Genomic DNA, 23,329 nt, shown 5'->3' with positions numbered 1-23,329 from the left:
AATTTATTCCCACACCCCCGGAATATGCGTCCCGCACTGCGGGCAGTTGCCTTTGTCGGTGAGGTGGTTCTGCACGTACTGGCCGATATGGCCGCTGCGGTTGATAACCTTGAAGCCGCAGTTGGGGCAGTAGGTTGATTCGCGGTCTTCATCGTCGTAGTTGCCGATGTAGACGAAGTTGAGCCCCTCCTCTTTGCCGATCTCGTAGGCGCGGATCAGGGTGGTCGGCGGGGTCGGCGGGACGTCGAGCATCTTGTACATGGGGTAGAAGCCGCTGACGTGCCAGGGGATGTTCACATCCAGGTCGGCCACGAAGCGCGCGATCTTTCTGATCTCCTCGTCGCTGTCGTTCTTGCCGGGAATAAGCAGGGTCGTTACTTCGATCCAGATCCCCTTGTCGTGGGCGTATTTCACCGTATCGAGCACGGGTTTGAGTTTGGCGCCGCAGATATCTTCGTAAAACTCCTCGGTGTAGCCTTTGATATCGATGTTCATCCCGTCGAGGTAGGGCAGCAGGGTGTCGATGGCCTTGTGGGTTTCGAAGCCGCTGGTGACGTAGATGTTCTTCAGCCCAGCCTCGTGGGCGAGCTTGGCCGTATCGTAGGTGTATTCGAAGAAAACGACCGGCTCGTTATAGGTATAGGCGACGGAATCGCAGCCGTACTCTTTGGCCAGGGCGACGATCTGTTCGGGGCTGAGCGGCTGCCCCGCGATTTTGTGGTCGTGCTCTTTGGGGTACTGGGAGATGTCCGCGTTCTGACAGAACTTGCACGCGAAGTTGCAGCCGACCGTTCCGAAGGAGAAGGCCTTGGTGTCGGGCAGGAAGTGGAACATCGGTTTCTTTTCGACGGGGTCGACGTTGACGGCGGCGGCCAGGCCGTAGGTGAGCAGCTGCAGCTGCCCCTCTTCGACCTTGCGGATGCCGCAGACGCCGTATTCGCCTTCCGAGAGTTTGCAGTGCTGATGGCACGCCTCGCAGAGGATGCGGCCGTCGTCGAGTTTTTTGGATAACCATGCGGGGGCTGACATACTTTCTCCTTTCAACGGTATCGTAGAGAAAAACGGGTCACTTGAATAGGAACTGCTTATATTCCATTATACACTATTCGGGACACCGAAGAAGGAGAGGGGCGTTAAAGCGGGCGGATCTTTTTCTTGACGCTTTTGGGAAGGTGGGCGAAGGGGAGGGTGCGCTCTTTGCCGCCGTCTTGCGCGCGCAGGACGACGTTCATGCTGTTGGGGTCGAGCCGCAGCAGCTGCCAAAGTGCCTGCTCATGTTCGAACACGATCTTTGCATCGGCATAGGATTCGGCCGGTTTTTTCTTCGCCATCGCGCTATTTGCGGTAGATCCCGGTCTCTTTGACCTCGATATCGCCGCTCTCCTGCAACTGGACAAGTGCTCTTTTGAAGGCCTTCTTGCTCAGGCCGAAGGTTTTGGTGATGAGGTCCGCATCGCTTTTGGAGTTGTACGGGAGCATGCCGCCCGCCGCGTCGAGGGGAACGAGGACCTTGGCTCTGTCATTGTCGGCACGGGCCGTTTTCCCGACGGGTTGCAGGCTGACGTCGAAGTGGCCGTCGGCGCGGACCTGTTTGACGTAGCCGGTTCTGCTGTCGCCGACCGCGACCGGTTCGAAGATCTCGTTATCGTAGACCAGTCCCTCAAAGGTGTCGTCGACGATCACCTTGTAGCCCATGGGCGTTTTGGCGATAAAGAGGAGCTTCACCTCTTTGTTGGGGTGGTACCCGTGGGGCGAATGCGAAAGGTATTTGCTGATGCGTTCCACCCCGACCAGGCGTTCAGACTGCTCATCTTTGACGACCCGCAAAAAGCGCTTCTCCCCGACTTTAAAGGGTGTTTTCTGACGGTTCTTCGGTACCAGCAGGTCCTTGGGCAGCCCCCAGTCGACGAAGGCGCCGAATTTGGCGACGTCAACGACTTCAAAGAAGCCGAATTCGTCGCGCATCGCCGTCGGGCGGTCTGTGGTCGCGACGGGGCGGTCCTCGGAGTCGGTATAGACGAAGACCTCGAGAAGATCGTCTATGACCATCTCATCGGTCACGTACTGGTTGGGCAGCAGGACGTCGCTGCCGTCCTTCGCCATCAGGTAGGCGCCGGGCACGGCGAAGCGGTCGATCCGGAGTGTGTTGATGCGGCCGAAATCAAGGGTAGGGGTGAGGGTACTATTCATACCGACATTATAGCCCAAAGCCTCCGTTGTTGGGAGGAGTCATTGTATAATGGGGCATGATGAAGATGATGGGACGGGTTTGGGCCGCGGGGCTGCTGGCACTAATGACACTGTCGGGGGCGGCAGCGGAAGAGTACCGTCTCGGCGAAGGGGTGCAGATCGGCAAAACCCCGCTCTACGTCGGCGGGTACTTCTCTCTGGACTACTGGAACAACTTCAAAGGATCAAGCGAGATCAGTCTCGATGATCTGGCCGTGATGCTCTATGGTTCCAAGGGGGCGTGGAGCGGTCTGGCGGAGGTCGAATGGGGTGACCTGTACCGGAAGCGTTACGGCTACGGCGCCCAGACCGATATCGACGGCACGCCCCACGCGGAGCGCGTTTACGTGCAGTATGAACCTTCCGAACGGCTGCAGGTGACGTTGGGTAAGTTCAATACACCGGTCGGGTACTGGAACCGGATGCCGATCAATGTGCTGCGCGATACGACCTCGAGCCCCCGTATTACCGAGCAGGTCTTCCCCCGTTTTACCACGGGCATCGATGCGAGGATCACGACGGGGGCCGTCAGCGTCAATGTCCTGATGCAGATCACGCAGGACCTCGATGCGGCGTTCAATGGCGACAACCTCTATAACAATTTCGATATCGAGCGCCAGAGCGGGATCGGTGTGACCGGCGAACGGGGCGCCTGGTCGTGCGGCGTGAACGCCGGGCGCTACGAGGAGCGGGTCGAAGAGGAGGCGTGGGGGTATTTTTATGTCTCGGGCCAGTACCGTACGCCGGCGACCCGGATCATGGCCGAGGCCGGTTACCGGCGCAATGATGACAATACGCGTAGCAATGCGGGCGGATATCTCCAGGGGACCCAGCTGATCCGTGAACACCACTATGCGGTGCTGCGCCTGGAGTATACGACGGACTATATCGCCAACTCCGACGACAGCATTGCCGTGGTGGGGTATACCTATCGTCCCCTCTTCCCCGTCGCGCTCAAAGGGGAGTACCAGTTCCATACCCGGGAGAACGAGGACGTGCTGATCGTGTCGTTCTCGATGCTCTTCTAGGATGGGCACGATGGTCAAACAGGTGTTGTTCCTGCTCCTCTCCGTGATACTGAGCGGTGAGGAGTGGGCCCTTGTCATCCGTGCCGACTCTCCCCTCGATTCGCTCAACACGGCACAGATACGGGATCTCTACCTCGGTAAAACCCGCTATATCGGTGATACAAGGCTCTTTCCGCTGCAGCCGGGGGCGGACGATCCGCTGCGGCAGCAGTTTGAGCGGGAGACGCTGGGGCTCTCCCGTACGGCGCTGCGGGAGTGGTGGATCCGGCGCCACTACCTCGGCCAACGTCCGCCGAAGGTCGTGGGTTCCGCCGAAGCGATCCTGGCCTATGTGCAGCAGGTGGAGGGTGCCGTGGGCTACGTCCCCTACGCCATGGCGGTGGACGCCAATGTTACCGTGCTGCATTATGACGCGGGGGCGTCGCAATGATCGGCTGGATCCGCCGGCACATGGCGGCGAAGCTGCTGCTGCTGATCTTTCTGATCGGGGTGGTGCCCTATGCGGCGATCCTCGCCTACACCCTTGTCAGCGAGGAGCGGCTCTATACGGAGCATTTCTATAAAGAGCACGAGGGGCGGATGGCGCAGGTCGCCTCGGATGTCGAACATCACATCGCCCAGCTCTACCGGGAGCTGCACTTTTTGGCCGGGTCGGTCGTCATGGATGACCTGTTGATCAACGACCTTGACCGCCGGGTCGCCTCCCTTTTGGAGCGCTACAAGGCGGTGTATGATCTTGATATCACCCTGCTGGCGCTGGGCCTCAACGGCCGCGTCGTCGCCGCGACGGATGTCGCGCTGACCGGGAAACCTTACGCCCGCTACCGCGCCTTCGAGCGGGCCGTGGGGCAGAGTGCGCCCGTCCAGGCGGACGCAGGCCTGTTGCTGATGGAGGTCCCGGTGCATGCGGCGCTGGGGGCGGAGCGGGTGATCGGCTATCTGGTGCTGGAGTACAAGGCGGCGAACCTGCAGCGGTTCAACCTTGAAGGTGCCCCGGCGTCGAGCCTCTTTATTAATCCCGAGACGGGCGACAGCATCGGGGGCGCGGTGCCGCCCTTTTTCCTTGACGGGCCCGGGGGGGTGGTGGAGCAGAAGCGGACGCTCTGGCTCTACCGCTCGCTGGCACCGCAACTGGCGGGCTGGTACGTGGTCTACCATCTGGACCGGGCGCTTCAGCGCTCGCTGATCAATGACCTGAACCGTCTTTTGAGTCTGATGCTGCTTTTTGGGGTCGGGGTGATCGCCGCAGCGGCTTTCTGGTTCTCCCGGCGCATTGTTGCACCGCTCGGCGTCTTGCAGCGGCAGGCATCGGATATGGTGCGGACCCGCGAATACGGCCTGCCGGTGGAGAGCGGCCGTACGGACGAGATCGGGCAGCTGGCACAGGCGTTCAACGCGATGGCGGAGGATATCCGCCGCGCCTTCGAAGCGCTGGAACGGGAGAACGTTTTCCGCCTGCAGCGTCTGACGCAGATGATCGCCCTTTTCCACCGCCTGATGGAGACGGAGGAGGAGAGCGCCTGTCTGAAAACGGCCCTGACCGAACTGAAGACGCTTGCCCCCGAGTACAATGTGCGGTTTGCCCGTACCGGGGCGTCAAAAGCGATGCCCACGCTCTTCGTGTACGACTTCGAACATGAAACGCTCAAATACTACGGGTCGCTTATCCTGCCCAAAGGGCTGGCGGAGGAGGAACAGGCGTTTTTCCGTGCCGTCGCCTCGATGATCGCGGCACGGATCGGGCAGATCCGTGCCTACAACCGGTTGCGCCGGGATTCGGCGGCCAAAACGGCGTTTATCTCCCACCTCTCCCACGACCTGCGCACCCCCTTGCATGCCATCTTGTCCCAGACCCAGTTTCTGGTCGGCTACGGGAAACTGGAAGCGGGCGCGCTGGAGCGCATCGGCGGAATAGAACACGCGGCCCAGCAGCTGCTGGGGATGGTGAACGACCTGCTGGACCTGGCACGGCTTGATGCCGGAAAATACGAACCGGAGCTGGAAACCCTCCAGACGTCGGAGATCAGCGACATGTTCGAAGAGGTCGGGGGGCTGCTCGCCCCCCTCGCGGAGCAAAAAGGGGTGGCGCTCCTGCTGCCGGAGTCCGTGCCGGAGGCGACGGTGGTTGCCGACCGCCGTTTCCTGCGGCAGATCATCCTGAACCTGCTTTCCAATGCCGTGAAGTTCACCGACAGCGGCAGCGTTTCGTGCCGGTTCGATACCACAGAGTCGGTTCTCTGCCTCCAGGTGAGCGACACGGGGCAGGGGATGACGCAGCAGACCCTGCAGCACATTTTCGAGCCCTTTGTACAGGGTGAAGAGGGGCGCGGACGCGGCAGCGGTCTGGGGCTGGCACTGAGCCGGCGTTATGCCCAGCACATCGGCGCGGAGCTCAAGCTTGCCAGCGACGGACCGGGCAAAGGCAGCACGGCGCGGCTCTGCTTCACGACGCTGTAGCGTACAACCTCCGGCCCATTTTGGAACCATCGCTGCACGGGCGGCCCCCTTGTGCTGCCCGGATGCCGTTACGTTTTAATGGTATAGCCGACGCCACGGACGGTCTGGATCAGTTCCGGGCGGCCGAGTTTCTTGCGGATATTGCGGATATGCACATCGATGAGGTTGCTGACCGAGATCCGGTCGAAATCCTTGCTGATATGTTCGTTGAGCTGGAAACGGGTGAGGACGATGCCCTGGTGCTGCATCAGCAGTGTCAGCAGGTCGAACTCGGCCAGGCTGAGCTTGACGGGGCGGCCGGCGACACCTACCTCCCTGGCGATGATATCGACGACGACATCGTCGGCACTCAGTTTGGAGCTTTTCAGCGGCGCGTCCCGGCGCAGGAGCGCCCGGACCCGGGCAAGGAGTTCGATGCTCGAGTGGGGTTTGCACAGGTAGTCGTCGGCACCGGTATTGAGGGCATGGACCCGGTCGTCGACGGCGATATTGGCTGAAAGCACGAGGACGGGAATAGGGATTTTCTGCTCCCGCCAGTCGTGCAGCAGCGTGATGCCGTCGCCGTCGGGGAGGTTCCAGTCCAGGAGGATGAGGTCGAAGTTCTGCTCCTGCATGGCGTGTCTGGCTGCGGCGACGCTGCCGACGGCAACGGTTTTGTACGCCTCCTGGTGCAGGGTCTCTTCAAGCTGCCGTGCCACGACGGTTTCGTCTTCGACGATCAGGATATCCACTTCGCCTCCTTTTGAAATCTATCCATTATTATACTAGGGGTTGGCAACCCTTCATCAAATCTTCATACAGTTGTTCCATACTGCCAATGTAGAAAAGTGATTGGGGAATTCCCCGGCTACACGAGGAGATGAAGATGAAAACGCAACTGTGGCGAAAGCTTCTGATGGTCGGACTTGCGGCCCTGTGGCTGGGAGGGTGCCAGATGGCGTCGACGTCGGACGAGAGTGAGAGCGAGGACAGCGTCAGCAGCGGGGGAACGACCTGGGAGGGCACTACGGGCGACTACACGCTCCTGGCGTGGAACGACCTGGGGATGCACTGCATGGACGGGAATGACTACTCGGTCTTTTCCATCCTGCCGCCCTATAACAACCTGAATGCCCAGCTGCTCAAACGCGCCGGGACTTCCGATAAACATGTCACCGGCGGTGTGACGATCACGTACAGCGCGGCGGTTTCGCTGGACGGAAAGTACAACACGACGAGCATTTATACCGACAGCAACGACCTCAAGACGAATTTCTGGGACTACGTGGGGGCGCTGTTCAACACGACACCGGCACCGGACATGGGCCTGACGGGCAACCATACGCCGGAACTGACCGAACATACATTGAGTTACAATGCGGCGGAGCAGTGGTGGGAGGCGACGGGAGTGCCGATTACGCCCTATAACGACGACGGCAGCAAGAACTACTATCCGATGGTGAATGTCACGGCGAAAGACGGATCGGGGAACACCCTGGCGACGACGACGGTCGTCCTGCCGGTCAGTGACGAGATGGACTGCCGCGCCTGCCACGGTTCGACGAGCGGATACACGGACGCCATGCCGGCGGGTGGCTGGGAAAACGATGCCGACCCGGAGAAGGATTATAAATGGAACATCCTCCGCCTGCATGACGACGAGCATCCGTCGGCGGTGAGCGCCCACCAGGCGGAGCTGCAGGCACTGGGATACAACGGTTACGATGACGCCGGGCTCTATACGACGGCCAAAAGCGGAAACCCGGTCCTCTGCGCCACCTGCCACAGTACCAATGCCCTGGGGACAACCGGGGTGAGCGGCACGACACCGCTGACCGAGGCACTGCACTCCCTGCATGCCGAGGTGACGGACCCGACGAACGGGGAGACGCTGAACAGTTCGACGAACCGTGACGCCTGTTACCGTTGCCACCCGGGGGCGGCAACGAAGTGTCTGCGCGGGGCAATGGGCAAGGTCGGCACCATCCAGTGCCAGAGCTGCCACGGAAGCATGAGTGCCGTCGGGCAGCATGGACGCAACGGCTGGCTCGAAGAGCCCAACTGCCAAGCGTGCCACCAGGACGGGAAGCGCTACGAGACGGCGGTGACGGATATGCAGACGGGGACGCTGCGCGACGCCGTCGACAGCCGGTTCGCGACGAACCCGAACACACCGGCATCGGGCGTCAGCCTCTACCGTTTCAGCGCGGGGCACGGCGATATGCAGTGCTCGGCCTGCCACGGTTCGACCCATGCCATCTACCCGAGCTCCCATGCGGAGGACAACCTTCAGAGTATCGCGGTGCAGGGGCATGCGGGAACCGTCTCCGAGTGTCTCGCCTGTCATGACACGGTGCCGCGGACAAGCACCGGGGGTCCGCACGGCATGCACAGCGTCGGGCAGTATTGGGTCGGTGCACATGGTGATGTCGCCGAAAGCAGCCGGACCGGCTGTACGGCCTGCCACGGAGGTGACTACCGTGGTACCTTCCTCTCGAAAACCTTCTCGGCGCGCAGCTTCAGTACCGAGTGGGGTACGAAAACCTTCGCCGCCGGCCACGCGGTCAGCTGCTACGACTGCCACAACGGTCCCGGAGGGGATTGATCTTTCATTCAGAGAGGTGCCGCCCGGGTCGGTCTCCTCTCATATACTAAACCGATCCGGCCACGCCTTTTTGAGAAAATCTTCATTTAATCTTCATAACTTTTTTTCATAATAGTCTTCACGTTCGTATAAGGAGTACGGTATGAAAGGCAAAAGAGTACTTGCCGCTGTCGTGTGCGTGGCTTTGGCCTGTGCTATGGCAACGGGGGCCAACGCGAAAAGCGATGGCAACAGAGGCAAAAAAGGAAGAGGTGGAAGCGGCGGTACGAGCACGGCTTCTTATACATTACTGGCCTGGAACGACTTGGGGATGCACTGCATGGACGGGAAGGACTTTTCGGTCTTTTCGATCCTGCCGCCCTACAATACGCTCAATGCGCAGTTGATTATGAAAGCCGACGGCGGCGAAAAGCACGTGACATCCGGGGTCACTATTAGCTATACATCGGCACCGTCACTGGACGGGAAATACAATACGACGAGCGTCTACGACGACCGTCACAATCTCAAGACGAACTTCTGGGACTACGTGGGCACGCTCTTTCTTGCGAAACCTGCCCCGGACGTTGGCCTGACGGGCAACCATACGCCGGAGATGACCGGGCATTCACTGCAGTACAATGCAGGGGAAAAGTGGTGGGAAGCGACGGGGCTGCCGATTACGCCGTACAACGATGACGGCAGCAAGAACTACTACCCTATGGTGGATGTAGTTGCCAAGGACGGATCGGGAAAGGTGCTGGCGACGACAAGGGTCGTGCTGCCGGTCAGCGACGAGATGGACTGCCGCGCCTGCCACGGTTCGACCAGCGGCTATAGCGAGGCGATGCCTTCATCCGGATGGGAGAACGACGCTGATCCGGAAAAGGATTTCAAATGGAATATTCTGCGGCTGCACGACGAGGAGCATCCGACGGCGGTGAGCGCGCACCAGGCGGAGCTGCAGGCCGCAGGCTATATGGCGTATAACGATGCCGGTCTCTATACGACGGCCAAGAACGGCAACCCGGTGCTCTGCGCCACCTGCCACAGCACCAATGCGCTGGGGACGTCGGGTGTGAGCGGGACGAAACCGCTGACCGAGGCACTGCACTCCCTGCATGCCGAGGTTGATGACCCGGTGAACGGCCAGCCGCTGAACAGCTCGACGAACCGCGATGCCTGCTACCGCTGCCACCCGGGGGCGACGACGAAGTGTCTGCGCGGGGCGATGGGCAAGATCAGCAGTATCCAGTGCCAGAGCTGTCACGGCAGTATGAACGCCGTCGGGCAGCATGGTCGGGTCGGTTGGCTGGAAGAGCCCAACTGCCAGGCCTGCCACCAGAACGGTATGCGCTATGAAACGGCCGTCACGGATATGCAGACGGGGACATTGCGCGAAGCGCTCGACAGCCGTTTCGCGACTAATGCCGATACGCCGATGTCCGGCGTGAGCCTCTACCGTTTCAGCACGGGGCACGGCGAGATGCAGTGTTCGGCCTGCCACGGTTCAACCCACGCCATCTACCCGAGCTCGCATACGGAGGACAACCTCCAGAGTATTGCCGTACAGGGGCATGCGGGGACGATTGCCGAATGTACGGCCTGCCATGATACGGTGCCGACAACGACCAGCGGCGGGCCGCACGGAATGCACAGCGTCGGACAGTCTTGGGTAGGGGCACACGAGAACGCCGCCAGTGGAAACCTTGCCCAATGTGCTGCCTGCCACGGCAGCGATTATCGCGGTACCTTCCTCTCAAAGACCTTCTCGGCGCGCAGCTTCAGTACCGAGGGTGGGACGAAAACCTTCGCCGCCGGTCACGCGGTCAGCTGCTACGACTGTCACAACGGTCCCGGAGGAGATTGATCTTCCGAGGGGTGCCCCTGCGGCACCCTCCTTTCTGCAATACGCCACGTTCCACTATGCCTGGTTTCACAACGTTCCAACGCTGTGCATGACAGCTATGACACCCGGGATGTTATCCAATCGGCAGGCGACAAGGTGTCGGACCGCCGCCACAGGGATACGTTTCCGTCGTTTTCAGAGACATATTTAATGAATAATTATGATATTTATAAGTACTCTTTAAAAAAGGAGACTGTCATGAAATTTATGAAGCGCGAAACCTATGTAATATTGGCGACGGCAACGGTGATGACACTGCTGGCCGGATGCGGCGGCGGATCCTCCGGAGGCGGTACGGGTGACAATACCGATGCATTTATGATGACCGTTAAAACGGATAACCCCGGCACGACGAGCAGCACGGAGTTCCGGATCCCGACGACGGGAACGGGATACGACTACAGCGTCGACTGTGACAGCGACGGTGTCGTTGAAGATGTCAATGTCACGGGGGATTATATCTGTACCTACCCGGCGGAGGGGAATTACACCGTTTCCATTACCGGCGCGTTCCCGCGGATCTATTTCAATGGTGTAGGCGACAGGGACAAGCTGCTCAGTGTCCAGCAATGGGGCACGGGGCAATGGCGTTCGATGGCCAGCGCTTTTGAAGGGTGCTCCCATCTTCAATTCGAAGCGGCGGACAGGCCGGACCTCTCACAGGTTCAGGATATGAACCGGATGTTTATGAGGGCGACGGCCTTCAATTCGGATATCGGGGATTGGAACGTCAGTACGGTGACGGACATGCACGGCCTGTTCTGGTATGCCGGCGCATTCAATCAGGATATCAGTGCATGGGACGTCAGCAGCGTGACGGATATGAGCAATATGTTCTGGTACGCGGACGAGTTTAACCAACCCATCGGCGGCTGGGACGTCAGCAGCGTGACGGATATGGGCAGTATGTTCCTCTATGCGACCTCCTTCAATCAGGATATCAGAGACTGGAACGTTAGCAGTGTGACGAGTATGATTGGTATGTTTTATGCGGCACAGTCGTTCAATCAGCCCATCGGCGGCTGGGATGTCAGCAGCGTGACGAGTATGGCCAGCATGTTCTTTGTGGCGAACGCGTTTAACAAAGATATCGGTTTCTGGGATGTCAGCAGCGTGACGGATATGCAGAGCATGTTTTCCGGGGCGACTTCATTCAACCGTTTTATCGGTCTGTGGAATGTCGGCAATGTTACCAATATGAGCCAGATGTTCAGAAATGCATATGCCTTCAACAGCTATATTGACGAGTGGAACACGGGCAGTGTCACCAATATGGATATGATGTTCAACAATGCAGTGGGCTTTACGAATCATGACCTGAGCGGATGGGACGTGGCAAACGTGACGGACTACTATCTGTTCAGTGCCGGCTGGGGTACGGGAAATACCGAACCGGTTTGGCCCTAACCTGCAGGAGGTTATATGCCGTACTGCTGTACAGTATGCACAGTCGATATTTTATATATTTATAATGAACAAAAAATATCAGGATAGAGCACTAAATAGATTTAAGTACGTTGAGGATAGAATAATTCCATTTACTTTCCGGAGGGTTGGATGGAAGGAGTGCTCTATGCCTCGGCATGGTACCGTTTTGTCGCGCAGTGGATCGATGGCATTGTTCTGAATGTGCTCTTGGCATTGATCATCGTCGCGGCGTCACTACTCGGTTTGGAACCGGTTGCATTACAAGAACTGGTTTTCGCTCTTTTTGTGCTCTCCTCTTTACTCTACTTCACGTTGATGGATGCTTCGTCCTTCCAGGGGACGCTTGGAAAAATGGCCATCGGGGTCAGGGTTGTCGATGCAGATAGCGGTGGTCGTATTTCCCTGCTGAGAGCGTTTGCACGCTATATTGTCTTCAGCATCACCGTTATATTTATCCTTCCCGTATTTGTCATCTTCTTCTCGTCGAAAAAACGCATGCTCCATGATATGGCGGTAGGATCACTGGTCACGGATATGGACCCGACTAATCCGGGGAAATACCGATGGAGTAGGAGATTGGCACCGCTGATACTGCTGATCAGTTTTCTCTTTCCTGCTGTGATCGGCACTTACCTCGTCAATGACGTGATCGACGACTTCATGGAATCCGCAGAAGCGCAGATGGGTATGCCGGAGGGGACCCGGCCCATGATGTTCCAAGGAGGCATGGCGGGCAAAGACTCGCATCACGTTACCTATAATGCCAAAGGTGAGGAGGTGTCCGAATCGTATGAAATGACCTATCACAGTAGCGGAGCATCCCAGGAGGGAAGCTGGTCGTGGTCATTTAGCGCGTCCGACGGTGCAGACGACCATGAAGAGATGCAGCAGCCTCAGGCAGGGGCGTCAACGCCAAACGATCATACTGCGACCGAGCAGCTCTTTGCCCTGGTCAAGGGGACAGAAGATGACGACTTTAAAGCCGTGCGCCTTATCGTGAGGGGAGCAGATATCAACGCCAGGGACGACGAAGGGCGGACACCGCTTTTCTGTGCCGTGCAGCAGCGGCATGTAGAGATGGTCAAGGTGCTGGTCTTCAAAGGGGCGGATACACGGGCAAAAGACAATAACGGGGTCTCTATCCAGACACTGGCAAAAAATGACCGCGCACTGCAAAGGGCCTTACGCTACGGCAGGGAACAGTAAGCCTCCCCGGGGGGTGAATTTGCCGGCAGTCTTAATAATACATTCAGCTTTTTTTAAGTAATATACGCGTCCACTTTACCGTTTTAAACACAAAGCGTTGAGTATTTACATCTGTTTTTTGACAAGGCAGCTGCAAGTATTGGCAGGGTGTGAGTCCCGCCTAAAACGCGTAAAGCGTATCGCTGGTTATCGTGGGCCGTTTCCGCACGGTGGAATGCGGCTGAACCCACTTTTCCCCGGGTGGGGAGAGTGTTTCAATATAAACCAACCAAGGGCATACAATGAAAGTACGTTCTTCCGTCAAGAAGATGTGTGATGACTGTAAAGTCATCAAGCGCAAAGGGATCGTCAGAGTTATCTGCAAGAACCCTAAACATAAACAGAGACAAGGATAAACATGGCACGTATTGCTGGTGTAGACCTTCCTAAGAAAAAACGCGTCGAGTACGGCCTGACCTACATCTATGGTATCGGCCTCCACACGTCACGCCTGATCCTCGATGCTACAGGTATCGATTACAACAAGCGTGTCTATGAGCTCTCCGAAGACGACGTCGCGGTCATCACGAAAGAGATCCGCGAAAAATACATGGTTGAAGGTGACCTGCGCAAACAAGTCGCAATGGACATCAAAGGCCTGATGGACCTCGGTAACTACCGCGGTCTCCGCCACCGTAAGGGACTCCCTTGCCGCGGTCAGAAAACGAAGACAAACGCACGTACCCGCAAAGGGAAGCGTCGTACTGTCGGCGCAGCGTAAGGAGCGATTGAATGGCTAAACGTAAAGTAACTCGTAAAAAAGTTGTCAAGAAGAACATTGCACGCGGTATCGTGCATATTTCTGCGTCTTTCAACAACACGCTCGTTACCGTTACCGATGAGATGGGTAACATGATCGCATGGAGTTCTGCAGGTAGCCTTGGTTTCAAGGGTTCCAAAAAGTCTACTCCGTTCGCGGCGCAGCAGGCGGTTGAAGCCGCTATGGAAAAAGCAATGGTACACGGCATCAAAGAGGTCGGTATCAAGGTTCAGGGTCCGGGTTCCGGCCGTGAAACAGCAGTGAAATCAGTTGGTGCGATCGAAGGTGTTCGCGTCACATTCATGAAAGACGTTACTCCGCTGCCGCACAACGGTTGCCGCGCGCCGAAACGTCGTAGAGTGTAAGGGGGCTATAGATGGCAAGATACAGAGGTCCAGTAGAAAAGATCGAAAGAAGATTCGGCGTTAGCCTCAACATGAAGGGTGAGCGTCGTCTGGCAGGTAAATCTGCACTCGACAAACGTCCTTATGCTCCGGGTCAGCACGGCCAGCGCCGTAAGAAAGTGTCCGAGTACGGTCTGCAGCTCAACGAGAAGCAGAAAGCGAAGTTTATGTACGGTGTTTCCGAGAAGCAGATGCGTTCTCTCTTCGCCGAAGCTAAGCGCCGCGAAGGTAACACGGGTTACAACCTGATCACCCTGCTCGAGCAGCGCCTTGACAACGTTGTTTACCGCATGGGATTCGCGTCTACGCGCCGTTTCGCACGCCAGTTCGTTACCCATGGTCACATCCTGGTGGACGGCAAACGTGTCGATATCCCTTCTTACCGCGTCAAACCGGGCCAGAAGGTTGAAATCCGCGAAAAGAGCAAGAACAACGTTCAAGTTGTCCGCGCGATCGAACTGACCAGCCAGACAGGTATGGCTCCGTGGGTCGACGTCGACGGCGAGAAGAAGTTCGGGATCTTTACCCGCCTGCCGGAGCGTGAAGAAGTTGTTATTCCAGTGGAAGAACGTTTCATCGTCGAGCTTTACTCGAAATAATCTTTAATCGAAAGGCGCTTTATGAAAAAGATCAAAACAGCTCCGCTTCTGCCCGAAGAGTTCGTCGTCGAGCAGATCAGCGATACCGAAGCGAATATCATTGCCTATCCGTTCGAGACAGGCTACGCGGTTTCACTGGCGCACCCGCTGCGCCGGTTCCTGCTGAGCAGCTCGGTAGGCTATGCGCCGATCGCGATCAAGATCGAGGGAGCCAAGCACGAGTTCGACTCCGTGCGCGGTATGCTCGAAGATATTTCTGACTTTATCATCAACCTCAAAAGCATCCGTTTCAAACTGAAAAACGATGCCAAAGAGGCGACGATCGATTACAGCTTCGTCGGACCGTGCGAGATCAAAGGAAGTGACCTGATCAATGACGACGTCGACGTCGTCACTCCGGACGCTTTCCTCGCAACGCTCAACGAAGACGCGACGCTGAACTTCTCGCTGAAGATCTTCCAGGGGATCGGTTACGTTCCGAGCGAAGATATCCGCGACGAAATCGAAGAGGGCTATATCGCTCTCGATGCGTTCTTTACGCCGGTCCGCAAAGCGACCTACGCGATCCAGAACGTCCTCGTCGAAGACAACCCGAACTTTGAGAAGGTTGTCCTGAACATCGTCACCGACGGTCAGATCAGCCCGCTGGACGCGTTCCGCAACGCGCTGAACGTCATGCATGCGCAGATGGCGGTCTTCAGCAGCGAGATCAGCATCCAGTCCCCGGCAACGATCGAACGCGCCGAAGCTTCCGAAGAGATCGGCAAGCTGACAGCACCGATCGAAGAGCTCGGCCTTTCCGCACGCAGCTTCAACTGCCTGGACCGCGCTGACCTGAAATACATCGGTGAGATCGTCCTGATGAGCCAGAATGACCTTAAAAACGTCAAGAACCTTGGCAAAAAATCGTATGACGAGATCGTTGAAAAGCTCGAAGAAGCCGGCTTCCAGGTCGGTCAGGAGATGAGCGACGAAACGATCAGCGTACTGAAAAAGAAAATTGAATCTGAATAAGGAACTGTCATGAGACATCGTCACGGATACCGCAAGCTCGGTCGTACGAGCGCACACCGCGCCGCCCTGCTGAAAAACATGAGCATTGCGTTGATCGAAAACGGAAAAATCGAAACGACGCTGCCGAAAGCGAAAGAGCTCCGCTCTTACGTTGAGAAGCTGATCACGACGGCACGCAAAGGTGACGCCAACGCGCACCGCGCCGTCTTCGCTTCCCTGCAGAGCAAAGAAGCGGTCAAAAAACTGATGAACGAAGTTGCACCGGAATACAAAGAGCGCAACGGCGGTTACACCCGCATCATCAAAACCAGAACACGCCGCGGTGATGCGTCACCGATGGCTTTCATCGAACTGGTATAACTGCATCGCGAAGGGATTTCCCCCTTCGTACCTTCTTCAACCTTTCCCCCTATTTTTTTCTTTTTTGCTTTGATCCCGTTAATGGGCCGTTTTTGAATTAGGCTACAATGGTCACATGACACCCATAAGGAGTCGTGATGCAATTCGGAAAGTTCTATGGCGAATTCTCGCGCCTGGGCGAATACGGTTCGAGCCTCTTCCTTCTGGCGGCGCGTCTGGCGGTGGCGACAGGCTTTACCGAAGCCGCCCATCTCAAATGGGAAGCGATCGATGCAACGGCGGAGTGGTTCGCGGTACTGGGATACCCGCTTCCGCACTTTACCGCCTACCTCGTCTCATCGGTCGAGGTCGTCGGGGTAGTGTTGCTGGCGCTGGGCTTTTTGACACGCCTGATCACGGTACCGCTGATGATCATTATGGTGACGGCGATACTGACGGTCCACCTACCCAACGGATTCGAGTGCAGCAAAAGCGGATTTGAGATCCCGCTCTACTATTTCATCTTCCTCGGCCTCTTCCTCAGCCACGGTCCGGGAAGATACAGCCTGGACCACCTGCTCTTCAAAGGCAATTAGATGGACCAGCTGCTCGATTTCATCCAGGGGGAGCACGGTTTTCCGATCCTGACGTTTCTGCTGCAGGGTGCGGGCGCCGTGCTGCTGCTCTTGGGTGTAATCCTCTATGTGTACGACCGCTATATCCAGCGTGAAAACCAGCTGCTGATCAACTACCCCCTGATCGGGCGGATGCGCTATGTCTTCTATGCCCTGCGGGACCCCATGCGGCAGTATTTCGGGGATGAAAACTTTTTCGACTCCTTCGATAAGGTACGCTGGGTCTATAACGCGGCGGAGAACAAGGGGCTCGTCTCCTCCTTCTCGCCGGGGCAGCCGCTGCACGGTACGCGCCTGACGCTGAAAAACGCCAATGTCGTCCTGAACAAAGAGGAGGTGCCGGAGCAGTTCAACGTGACCTTCGGCAGCAGTGTCCGTTTCCCCTTTACCGCGGCATCGGTGGTGGGGCGTTCCGCGATGAGCGACGGTGCCATATCGCCTGAAGGGACCAAGGCCTTTGCCTGGGGGGCTTTTCTGGGGAACTTTCCCATCAATACGGGGGAGGGGGGATTGACGTCGAATTTCCTGATGACACACCGCTTTGATCCCAAAAACTGCCGCTACATGGAGGCGGAGCGGGGAACGCTTTTCGCCCGGGGCGTCTACCGGGTTATGCGCCTGCTCCTCAATCCGGCCATCGCCGAGCGCGTCTACCGCCATATGGTCCTCGAACCGAAAGCGGAGGAGACCTACCTGTTCGATCCGGCATCCCTGAACTGCTACCGCATCGATTGGAGCGCACCGCTGGACGCCTTTCCCGAGACGGTGCCGGGGGACCTTCCCGATATCATTTTCCAGATGGGCAGCGGGCTGTACGGGGTACGCGACGGCGAAGGGAATTTCGATCCGGAACGCTACCGTAAGGTGATGCGTTTTTGCCGGATGACGGAGATCAAGATTGCCCAGGGGGCCAAACAGACGGGGGGAAAGCTACTGGCCGAGAAGGTGACCGATGCCGTCGCCTACTACCGGGGCATCGAACCGTTCAAAGACATCAACAGCCCGAACCGTTTCCCCTATGCCCACACTCTGGAGGAGCTCTTTGATTTTGTCGGAGAGCTCAAGGGGCTGTCGGAAAAGCCGGTCGGAATCAAGATCGTCCTGGCCTCCCCAGACGCCTTTGCACCGTACGCGGCGTTGATCGAGGCACGGTTGGCGGCGGGCTCCGATGCCTGTCCCGATTTTATCACCGTCGACGGCGCGGACGGGGGCAGCGGTGCCGCACCGCTGGAGATGATGATGAGCATCGGGATGACCCTGCATAAAGCCCTCTATATCGTCGACCGGGAGCTGAAGCGGATCGGGGCCCGGGAGCAGATAAAAATCATCGCCAGTGAGAAGGTCCTGACGCCGGATGATGCGACCCTGCTGCTGGCCCTCGGGGCGGATTACGTCGGCATTGCGCGGGCTTTTATGATGTCGGCGGGGTGCATCCGGGCCCGGGAGTGTTCCGGGGCCAACGGCCGCCACTGCCCGGTGGGACTGGCGACCCAGGACCGGAAAAAACGCGCCTCCTTCCTGATTGCGCAGAAAGCGCACCGGGTGGCCAATTACCACCGCCACATGTGTGAAGGGATCCGGGGGTTGATGGCGGTAGCGGGGGTCCGTACACTGGGGGAGCTGGACCATACACGGCTCGCTGTGCGGGACGGGTCGAACGGATGGAACCGTGACGTCGATGCCTATTTCGAGGCGGCCGTTGCCGGATAGGCAGGAAAAGCTAAAGAGGCCTATGGCATCCTTCGGTTACGAAAAGCATGGGCTGCCCTGTGTTCCCAATTGGGAGCAGGGCCGCCGGTAAGGGAGAAGCAATGGCGGAGATCGGTTTCGGCACCTACCGTGTCAGCGACGAAAACCCCGAACACATCGAGGCGCTGCGGATGGCGGTCACTTCGGGCGTCAGCGTCATCGATACCTCGACCAACTACATGGACGGGGGCGCGGAGCGTGCCATCGCCAAGGCGCTCCGTTTTATGGAGGACGATGCGCGGGAGGCGGTGAAAGTCGTCAGCAAGTTCGGATACATCCAGGGGAGTACGATGGCGCGCCTGGAAGCGGGGGAGCAGTTCGAGGAGGTCGTCGAATACGCGCCGCACGTTTTCCACTGTATCCATCCCGATTTTATGCGGGATCAGCTGGAACGTTCGCTGGAACGGCTTCAGGCGGCCTCTTTAGAGTGTTACCTGATCCACAACCCGGAGTACTTTCTGCTCGATGCGCTCAATAAAGGGCGGGAGCGGAGCGAAGTGCTCGATGCGATGAACGACCGTATCTACCGCGCCTTTGTCGCCCTGGAGAAGGCCGCAGCCGAGGGAAAAATCGAGGGGTACGGCGTCAGTTCGAATAGCTTTGCCAAAGCGCCGACGGACCCGGAGTACCTCCCTTACGAGGACCTGGTGGCCCTGGCGATCCATGCCGCCGAAAGCGCCGGTAACGCCCATAACCATTTCACGACGGTCCAGCTGCCGCTTAACCTGCTGGAGACGGAGGGACTCAAGTGTGCGGCGTGGGCCGGGGAGCACGGACTGCGGGTTATGACGAACCGCCCCCTGAACGCCCAGCACGGATCGCAGATGTTCCGACTGGCGGATTATCCGCCGTCCCAGACCTACGAAGCGCACCTCAACGAGTTGCTGCAGCTGTGCGAGCACGAGGCCCTGGCGTCGTTGCGCAACCTGGTGCACCAGCTCGACGAAGTCAAACACCGGTTCGGCTGGGTCGGCGAGTATGAGTCGTTTCTCTACGGTCAGGTGATGCCCCATATCCGCCAGGTGCTCGAAAAGCTCGGGGAGGCCGAACGCGGCGCACTCGCGCAGCAGCTCGTACTCTTCCTGGAGGCCTACGGTGCCGCCGTCGCCCATGAGTGCAGCCTGAAAGTGCGCGATGCCGTCGGAGGGCAGCTGGAGGGGTGTGACCGGCCGCTGCAGGAGTGCGCCCTGGCCTTTTTGCTGGCGCGGCCCGAAATCGACGTGGTGCTGCTTGGCATGCGCAAGCCGCGCTATGTCGCCCAGACCCTGGAGGCCTTTCCCGCAGGCTGAGGGATCGGTGTCTCCTTGTTTACTTTATGACTTGTTAAGCGCATTTTTCCTATTTTATGATCATAAAAATGTCGACAGGTGTCGAAAAAAGGACAATCATATATGATCCCGTTTACAGATGAAGAACTGTACGAACCGGTGAAGAACGTCATTGAAAAGGTACGCCCCTCTCTGGCGCTGGACGGCGGTGATATCAAACTGCTGGGTGTCAAGAACGGTATCGTCTACGTACAGCTCGGCGGGGCCTGCGTCGGATGCGGCAGTTCGGGCAATACACTGAAATACGGTGTCGAGCGCCAACTGCGCATGGATATCCATCCCGAACTCTCCGTTGTCAACCTGCCGATGGGCATGGAGAACCAGATGGACGCCGTGTGAGCGGCGGACGGATAATAAAAATTACGTTATAATAGATTATCTCTAGAGAGAGAAATGCATACGATTTTTGAAAGAAGGAAAAGCATGAAACCAGTCAACAAATATAAAACGCTTGCCCTTGCTAACGAAAGTTTCAATCAGGAAAACTACGAGGAGGCGTTGCGTCAATACGCGCAGGTCCTCCAGGACTATCCGGAATCAAAAGAGGCCTTTAACGGCGCGATCCTTGCCGAGATGGCAATGAGCGGCGAAGAGGCGGCCGAAGCCCTGTTCGATTACTACGAGGTGCTGCGTGAAGAGGACGCGGAGCAGGCCGACACGGTCATCTCCGAGATCCTGCAGACAATGGACGGGACGGTCGAACAGCTGACATCGCTTTTCACCGAACCGATGCGCCAGCGTCTGGATTACGAAGACGGTATCCTTTACGACGATTTCCGCCAGCTCGTCAAAGAGCAGGGCGATTTCAAAACGATTTTCGAGAACATCATGTTCTCCACACGGGTGCTTATCACCGAAAAAGAGGAGTTCATCGATTTCCTCAGCCAGCTCAACCGCCACGGATACCACAAAATGGCAATGAATTACATCGAGACCGCCCTCTCCATGTACCCCAATGACGATCAACTGCGCGCCCTGCTGCGCGACATTCTTAAGAGCCGCCCGGTTGAAGATAGCGCTTCCTGATCAACCGTTCCGTTTTGTAACGGAAAACTCCGCGGATTGCGACGCCGAAACGGCGTTCGTTCTTACCGGACTGAACCGCCGCTACCTTGACGATGCCAAGGCGCGCGGTGCCCACTCCATCATCTCCCCTTCCGATGTCGCCTCCCTTTTCGGTCTTGACCGTATCAAGGTGATCGGGATTACCGGCACCAACGGCAAGACGACGACGGCGAGCGCCATCTACTCCATCCTGCTGGACCTCGGGCATAAAGCGGCGATGCAGGGCACCCGGGGCTTTTTCATGAACGACAGCGTCGTGGAGGGCAAAAGCCTCACGACACCGACGCTGCTGGAGACCTACCGCCATATCTACCAGGCGGTCGCCGCGGGGTGCGAATACTTCGTGATGGAAGTGAGCTCCCACGCCATCGTCCAGGCGCGGGCCGAGGGGATCGACTTCGCGTTGAAGATCCTCACCAACATCACCCAGGACCACCTGGATTACCATGAAACGCTCGAGGAGTATATCCGCGTCAAGAACAGTTTCTTCGCCGACGCAGGGAAAAAACTGATCAACAAGGATGAGGCGAAGGCGGATTTCAATATTCAAAATGCCTTTACCTACGGGGCTGAGAACCCGGCGACCTACAAAGTGGTGGCCTATTCGCTCAACGAAGGCATCAGTGCCGTCGTGCAGCACTTCGGGAAGGTCCACACCTTCCACAGCCCGATGCACGGTTTCTTCAACGTCTACAACCTTACCGCAGCCGTCGCGGCGGTCCACCTCGTCACCGGTGACGACCTGGAAGCGGTGTGCGACGCGGTCAGCGGCTTCGCCGGCGTGAGTGGCCGGATGGAAGTGGTCAGTGAATCCCCGCTGGTCATCGTCGACTTCGCGCACACCCCCGACGGCATGGCGCAGGTGCTCAATGCCCTCAAGGAGAAGGAGATGCTGGTCGTCTTCGGGGCGGGGGGCGACCGCGACCGCGCCAAGCGTCCCCTGATGGGACGGGTGGCGGAGAACCTGGCCAAGAAGGTCTTCGTCACCAGCGACAACCCCCGCAGCGAGGACCCCGATGCGATCATCGCGGATATCCTGGGCGGGATGACCTACCCGGAGAAGGCCGTGGTCGAACCGAACCGCAAAGCGGCGATCGCCATGGCGCTGGAAACGCGCAGCGGTGACGAGGTCGTCGTCGTGCTCGGGAAGGGCGACGAACAGTACCAGATCATCTACGACAAGCAGTTCCCTTTCGACGACCGGGAGGTCATTCGTTCTCTGTTAAGTGAGGTTTGACTATCATTACGGTTAAAAAAGGCGGTAGGGTGAAACGTTTTTTGGTCATTACGGCGCTGTGCCTCGGGGTATTGCATGCCGATGCGACGCTGCATTTTGGTCTGGGGGGCATTGCGGGAAGCGAGAATTTCCGTGTCGAGAACCCCGGGACGGCTGATCGTACAACGACGGCGATGCTCCAGGGCGTGCAGTTTAAAGCGGGATACGGCGACATCCGCTCCTACGCAGTCGAACTGGACCTGGGCTACGGCCGTTACGACAAGAATATCTTCTCCGACACCGACAGTGATTACATCTATTTCGACATCAGCCTGATCAAGGCTTTTGATTTCGATTGGGGTGTCTATCCTTTCTTCAAGCTGGGGTTCGGTTCCGGAGAGCTCGAGGTGCGCCGTACGGTCACGAAATCGGTCAGTTCCGGCAGCTTCTTCGGTGGCATCGGGGGGTACCTGCCCCTGGGCGCGGGGTTCGATCTGGAGGCATCGGTCATCTACCGGGCGAAGAGCTGGGAAGACCTCGATATGATCAGCAACCAGACGGAGACGTCATCGTCGATCTTTGAGCCGTACGTCGGTATCAACTACCGTTTTTAGGAGAGGGCATGTTTAGAGGGATTCTTTTGGGAACGGCACTGCTGCTGGCCGGCTGCGGCGAGAACAGCAACACCCCGCTGGCCGGTGATATCGCATCGATCGCCGTCGAGGCGAATGCCACGACGTTCTATGCGACGCAGAAAGTGCAGATGAGCGCCGTTGTCTCCTATACGAACGGCGTACCGGACAGCAACGCGACCGATTACCTCACCTGGAGCGAATCGAACAGCTCCATCGCCTTTTTCAGCTCGGCGGATGCGGCGACCACCCCGGGGCTGCTGAGCGGCGGCGAGTTCGGCGGGGACGTCGAGATCACGGGCAGCTACCAGCAGTTTTTCGATACGGCCGTCGTGCATGTCCATGCCCTGACATCGGTCACGCTCTCCATTGAGAACAACGAGACAAACCTCTCGCAGGAACAGACGTTGCAACTCCAGGCGCTGGGAACCTTTGACGACAATACGACGCTGGACGTGACCGAGAGCATGACATGGATACTGGGCAACGCCGGGGAGAGCAACGCGACCCTGGAGCAGAACGGCACCCTCTATACGGGGGACGCCAACGGCACCCTCGATATCAATGTGACGCGCTACGACGTCAATGCCTCGCTGACGGTCACCGTCACGCCGTAAGCAGCGCTTCCGGCGTTGTCTTAAGCCTTCCCACTAACTTTTTCGCTAAATTCAGCCGGCTTGACCGTTGGCTATAATACGCGAGTTTTTTCAAATTCTATTCACAACGGAG

At 57.9% G+C, this 23,329-nt stretch carries 25 protein-coding genes; 21 read left to right on the top strand and 4 right to left on the bottom strand.

Annotated elements, in window-relative coordinates:
* Window positions 1-3: 3 nt before the first annotated feature.
* The 3 genes from amrS to ACXWTF_RS09345 all read right to left on the bottom strand — a co-directional run bounded on the left by amrS (window position 4) and on the right by ACXWTF_RS09345 (window position 2,190).
* The gene (amrS, locus tag ACXWTF_RS09355; RefSeq protein WP_461714743.1) at window positions 4-1,029 is read right to left on the bottom strand and encodes an AmmeMemoRadiSam system radical SAM enzyme; all 1,026 of its coding nucleotides are present in this window, start codon (window positions 1,027-1,029) and stop codon (window positions 4-6) included.
* A 104-nt stretch (window positions 1,030-1,133) separates the two neighbouring features.
* Window positions 1,134-1,331 (bottom strand): hypothetical protein, encoded by a 198-nt coding sequence (locus ACXWTF_RS09350; RefSeq protein WP_461714742.1) that lies wholly within the window; start codon window positions 1,329-1,331, stop codon window positions 1,134-1,136.
* A gap of 4 nt (window positions 1,332-1,335) precedes the next feature.
* On the bottom strand, window positions 1,336-2,190 hold the full coding sequence (locus ACXWTF_RS09345; RefSeq protein ID WP_461714741.1) for a CvfB family protein: 855 nt from the start codon (window positions 2,188-2,190) through the stop codon (window positions 1,336-1,338).
* A gap of 56 nt (window positions 2,191-2,246) precedes the next feature.
* Between ACXWTF_RS09345 and ACXWTF_RS09340 the strand changes: the two genes are divergently transcribed.
* The 3 genes from ACXWTF_RS09340 to ACXWTF_RS09330 are packed head-to-tail and all read left to right on the top strand — an operon-like array spanning window position 2,247 to window position 5,714.
* On the top strand, window positions 2,247-3,257 hold the full coding sequence (locus ACXWTF_RS09340) for a hypothetical protein (RefSeq protein ID WP_461714740.1): 1,011 nt from the start codon (window positions 2,247-2,249) through the stop codon (window positions 3,255-3,257).
* Window positions 3,258-3,267: 10 nt separating this feature from the next.
* Window positions 3,268-3,687, top strand: a complete 420-nt coding sequence (locus ACXWTF_RS09335) for a hypothetical protein (RefSeq protein ID WP_461714739.1) — start codon at window positions 3,268-3,270, stop codon at window positions 3,685-3,687.
* Window positions 3,684-5,714: an ATP-binding protein gene (locus tag ACXWTF_RS09330; protein ID WP_461714738.1), complete on the top strand. Its 2,031-nt coding sequence runs from the start codon at window positions 3,684-3,686 to the stop codon at window positions 5,712-5,714. The genes ACXWTF_RS09335 and ACXWTF_RS09330 overlap by 4 nt, the downstream gene beginning before the upstream one ends.
* A gap of 68 nt (window positions 5,715-5,782) precedes the next feature.
* On the opposite strand, the gene ACXWTF_RS09325 is transcribed toward ACXWTF_RS09330, so the two are convergent.
* Complete coding sequence (locus ACXWTF_RS09325; RefSeq protein WP_461714737.1) at window positions 5,783-6,445, bottom strand: response regulator transcription factor; 663 nt, start codon at window positions 6,443-6,445, stop codon at window positions 5,783-5,785.
* A gap of 134 nt (window positions 6,446-6,579) precedes the next feature.
* Here ACXWTF_RS09325 and ACXWTF_RS09320 point away from each other — a divergent pair, with 134 nt between their 5' ends.
* The 18 genes from ACXWTF_RS09320 to ACXWTF_RS09235 all read left to right on the top strand — a co-directional run bounded on the left by ACXWTF_RS09320 (window position 6,580) and on the right by ACXWTF_RS09235 (window position 23,217).
* Window positions 6,580-8,298, top strand: a complete 1,719-nt coding sequence (locus ACXWTF_RS09320; protein WP_461714736.1) for a hypothetical protein — start codon at window positions 6,580-6,582, stop codon at window positions 8,296-8,298.
* 142 nt (window positions 8,299-8,440) lie between these two features.
* Window positions 8,441-10,147 (top strand): multiheme c-type cytochrome, encoded by a 1,707-nt coding sequence (locus ACXWTF_RS09315; RefSeq protein ID WP_461714735.1) that lies wholly within the window; start codon window positions 8,441-8,443, stop codon window positions 10,145-10,147.
* A 237-nt stretch (window positions 10,148-10,384) separates the two neighbouring features.
* Entirely contained in the window at window positions 10,385-11,593 is a 1,209-nt protein-coding gene (locus ACXWTF_RS09310; protein WP_461714734.1) for a BspA family leucine-rich repeat surface protein, read from the top strand.
* 150 nt (window positions 11,594-11,743) lie between these two features.
* A complete protein-coding gene (locus ACXWTF_RS09305; protein ID WP_461714733.1) occupies window positions 11,744-12,820 on the top strand; it encodes an RDD family protein in 1,077 nt (358 codons plus the stop codon).
* Window positions 12,821-13,101: 281 nt separating this feature from the next.
* Window positions 13,102-13,215, top strand: coding sequence for a 50S ribosomal protein L36 (gene rpmJ / locus ACXWTF_RS09300; RefSeq protein ID WP_231019314.1), 114 nt, complete (start codon window positions 13,102-13,104; stop codon window positions 13,213-13,215).
* Window positions 13,216-13,217: 2 nt separating this feature from the next.
* Window positions 13,218-13,580 (top strand): 30S ribosomal protein S13, encoded by a 363-nt coding sequence (gene rpsM, locus ACXWTF_RS09295; RefSeq protein ID WP_231019313.1) that lies wholly within the window; start codon window positions 13,218-13,220, stop codon window positions 13,578-13,580.
* 11 nt (window positions 13,581-13,591) lie between these two features.
* Window positions 13,592-13,984, top strand: coding sequence for a 30S ribosomal protein S11 (gene rpsK, locus ACXWTF_RS09290; protein ID WP_231019312.1), 393 nt, complete (start codon window positions 13,592-13,594; stop codon window positions 13,982-13,984).
* An 11-nt stretch (window positions 13,985-13,995) separates the two neighbouring features.
* Complete coding sequence (rpsD, locus tag ACXWTF_RS09285; protein ID WP_461714732.1) at window positions 13,996-14,622, top strand: 30S ribosomal protein S4; 627 nt, start codon at window positions 13,996-13,998, stop codon at window positions 14,620-14,622.
* A gap of 21 nt (window positions 14,623-14,643) precedes the next feature.
* A complete protein-coding gene (locus tag ACXWTF_RS09280; protein WP_461714731.1) occupies window positions 14,644-15,636 on the top strand; it encodes a DNA-directed RNA polymerase subunit alpha in 993 nt (330 codons plus the stop codon).
* A gap of 9 nt (window positions 15,637-15,645) precedes the next feature.
* Complete coding sequence (rplQ, locus tag ACXWTF_RS09275) at window positions 15,646-15,996, top strand: 50S ribosomal protein L17 (protein WP_416768616.1); 351 nt, start codon at window positions 15,646-15,648, stop codon at window positions 15,994-15,996.
* Between the two features lie 137 nt (window positions 15,997-16,133).
* Window positions 16,134-16,571 (top strand): DoxX family protein, encoded by a 438-nt coding sequence (locus ACXWTF_RS09270; RefSeq protein WP_461714730.1) that lies wholly within the window; start codon window positions 16,134-16,136, stop codon window positions 16,569-16,571.
* Window positions 16,572-18,320 carry a glutamate synthase-related protein gene (locus ACXWTF_RS09265; RefSeq protein WP_461714729.1) on the top strand — a complete coding sequence of 583 codons (1,749 nt, stop codon included), beginning with the start codon at window positions 16,572-16,574 and terminating at the stop codon, window positions 18,318-18,320.
* Window positions 18,321-18,421: 101 nt separating this feature from the next.
* Window positions 18,422-19,648, top strand: a complete 1,227-nt coding sequence (locus tag ACXWTF_RS09260; RefSeq protein WP_461714728.1) for an aldo/keto reductase — start codon at window positions 18,422-18,424, stop codon at window positions 19,646-19,648.
* A gap of 102 nt (window positions 19,649-19,750) precedes the next feature.
* Window positions 19,751-20,026, top strand: a complete 276-nt coding sequence (locus ACXWTF_RS09255) for a NifU family protein (RefSeq protein WP_461714727.1) — start codon at window positions 19,751-19,753, stop codon at window positions 20,024-20,026.
* Window positions 20,027-20,110: 84 nt separating this feature from the next.
* Window positions 20,111-20,713 carry a hypothetical protein gene (locus tag ACXWTF_RS09250; RefSeq protein WP_416768613.1) on the top strand — a complete coding sequence of 201 codons (603 nt, stop codon included), beginning with the start codon at window positions 20,111-20,113 and terminating at the stop codon, window positions 20,711-20,713.
* Entirely contained in the window at window positions 20,694-21,989 is a 1,296-nt protein-coding gene (locus ACXWTF_RS09245) for a UDP-N-acetylmuramoyl-L-alanyl-D-glutamate--2,6-diaminopimelate ligase (protein WP_461714726.1), read from the top strand. Before ACXWTF_RS09250 ends, ACXWTF_RS09245 begins: the two co-directional genes overlap by 20 nt.
* A gap of 29 nt (window positions 21,990-22,018) precedes the next feature.
* Window positions 22,019-22,582: an outer membrane beta-barrel protein gene (locus ACXWTF_RS09240; RefSeq protein WP_461714725.1), complete on the top strand. Its 564-nt coding sequence runs from the start codon at window positions 22,019-22,021 to the stop codon at window positions 22,580-22,582.
* Between the two features lie 8 nt (window positions 22,583-22,590).
* Window positions 22,591-23,217 (top strand): Ig-like domain-containing protein, encoded by a 627-nt coding sequence (locus tag ACXWTF_RS09235; protein WP_461714724.1) that lies wholly within the window; start codon window positions 22,591-22,593, stop codon window positions 23,215-23,217.
* Window positions 23,218-23,329 lie beyond the last annotated feature (112 nt).

This window comes from Thiomicrolovo sp. ZZH C-3, assembly GCF_054862725.1.
This window is presented reverse-complemented; position numbering and strand designations above follow the sequence as displayed.

Excerpts from the sequence above, each read along its gene's own strand:
- amrS (WP_461714743.1), bottom strand. The coding sequence starts at position 1,029 with ATGTCAGCCCCCGCATGGTTATCCAAAAAACTCGACGACGGCCGCATC.
- ACXWTF_RS09350 (WP_461714742.1), bottom strand. The coding sequence starts at position 1,331 with ATGGCGAAGAAAAAACCGGCCGAATCCTATGCCGATGCAAAGATCGTG.
- ACXWTF_RS09345 (WP_461714741.1), bottom strand. The coding sequence starts at position 2,190 with ATGAATAGTACCCTCACCCCTACCCTTGATTTCGGCCGCATCAACACA.
- ACXWTF_RS09340 (WP_461714740.1), top strand. The coding sequence starts at position 2,247 with ATGATGAAGATGATGGGACGGGTTTGGGCCGCGGGGCTGCTGGCACTA.
- ACXWTF_RS09335 (WP_461714739.1), top strand. The coding sequence starts at position 3,268 with ATGGTCAAACAGGTGTTGTTCCTGCTCCTCTCCGTGATACTGAGCGGT.
- ACXWTF_RS09330 (WP_461714738.1), top strand. The coding sequence starts at position 3,684 with ATGATCGGCTGGATCCGCCGGCACATGGCGGCGAAGCTGCTGCTGCTG.
- ACXWTF_RS09320 (WP_461714736.1), top strand. The coding sequence starts at position 6,580 with ATGAAAACGCAACTGTGGCGAAAGCTTCTGATGGTCGGACTTGCGGCC.
- ACXWTF_RS09315 (WP_461714735.1), top strand. The coding sequence starts at position 8,441 with ATGAAAGGCAAAAGAGTACTTGCCGCTGTCGTGTGCGTGGCTTTGGCC.
- ACXWTF_RS09310 (WP_461714734.1), top strand. The coding sequence starts at position 10,385 with ATGAAATTTATGAAGCGCGAAACCTATGTAATATTGGCGACGGCAACG.
- ACXWTF_RS09305 (WP_461714733.1), top strand. The coding sequence starts at position 11,744 with ATGGAAGGAGTGCTCTATGCCTCGGCATGGTACCGTTTTGTCGCGCAG.
- rpmJ (WP_231019314.1), top strand. The coding sequence starts at position 13,102 with ATGAAAGTACGTTCTTCCGTCAAGAAGATGTGTGATGACTGTAAAGTC.
- rpsM (WP_231019313.1), top strand. The coding sequence starts at position 13,218 with ATGGCACGTATTGCTGGTGTAGACCTTCCTAAGAAAAAACGCGTCGAG.
- rpsK (WP_231019312.1), top strand. The coding sequence starts at position 13,592 with ATGGCTAAACGTAAAGTAACTCGTAAAAAAGTTGTCAAGAAGAACATT.
- rpsD (WP_461714732.1), top strand. The coding sequence starts at position 13,996 with ATGGCAAGATACAGAGGTCCAGTAGAAAAGATCGAAAGAAGATTCGGC.
- ACXWTF_RS09280 (WP_461714731.1), top strand. The coding sequence starts at position 14,644 with ATGAAAAAGATCAAAACAGCTCCGCTTCTGCCCGAAGAGTTCGTCGTC.
- rplQ (WP_416768616.1), top strand. The coding sequence starts at position 15,646 with ATGAGACATCGTCACGGATACCGCAAGCTCGGTCGTACGAGCGCACAC.
- ACXWTF_RS09270 (WP_461714730.1), top strand. The coding sequence starts at position 16,134 with ATGCAATTCGGAAAGTTCTATGGCGAATTCTCGCGCCTGGGCGAATAC.
- ACXWTF_RS09265 (WP_461714729.1), top strand. The coding sequence starts at position 16,572 with ATGGACCAGCTGCTCGATTTCATCCAGGGGGAGCACGGTTTTCCGATC.
- ACXWTF_RS09260 (WP_461714728.1), top strand. The coding sequence starts at position 18,422 with ATGGCGGAGATCGGTTTCGGCACCTACCGTGTCAGCGACGAAAACCCC.
- ACXWTF_RS09255 (WP_461714727.1), top strand. The coding sequence starts at position 19,751 with ATGATCCCGTTTACAGATGAAGAACTGTACGAACCGGTGAAGAACGTC.
- ACXWTF_RS09250 (WP_416768613.1), top strand. The coding sequence starts at position 20,111 with ATGAAACCAGTCAACAAATATAAAACGCTTGCCCTTGCTAACGAAAGT.
- ACXWTF_RS09235 (WP_461714724.1), top strand. The coding sequence starts at position 22,591 with ATGTTTAGAGGGATTCTTTTGGGAACGGCACTGCTGCTGGCCGGCTGC.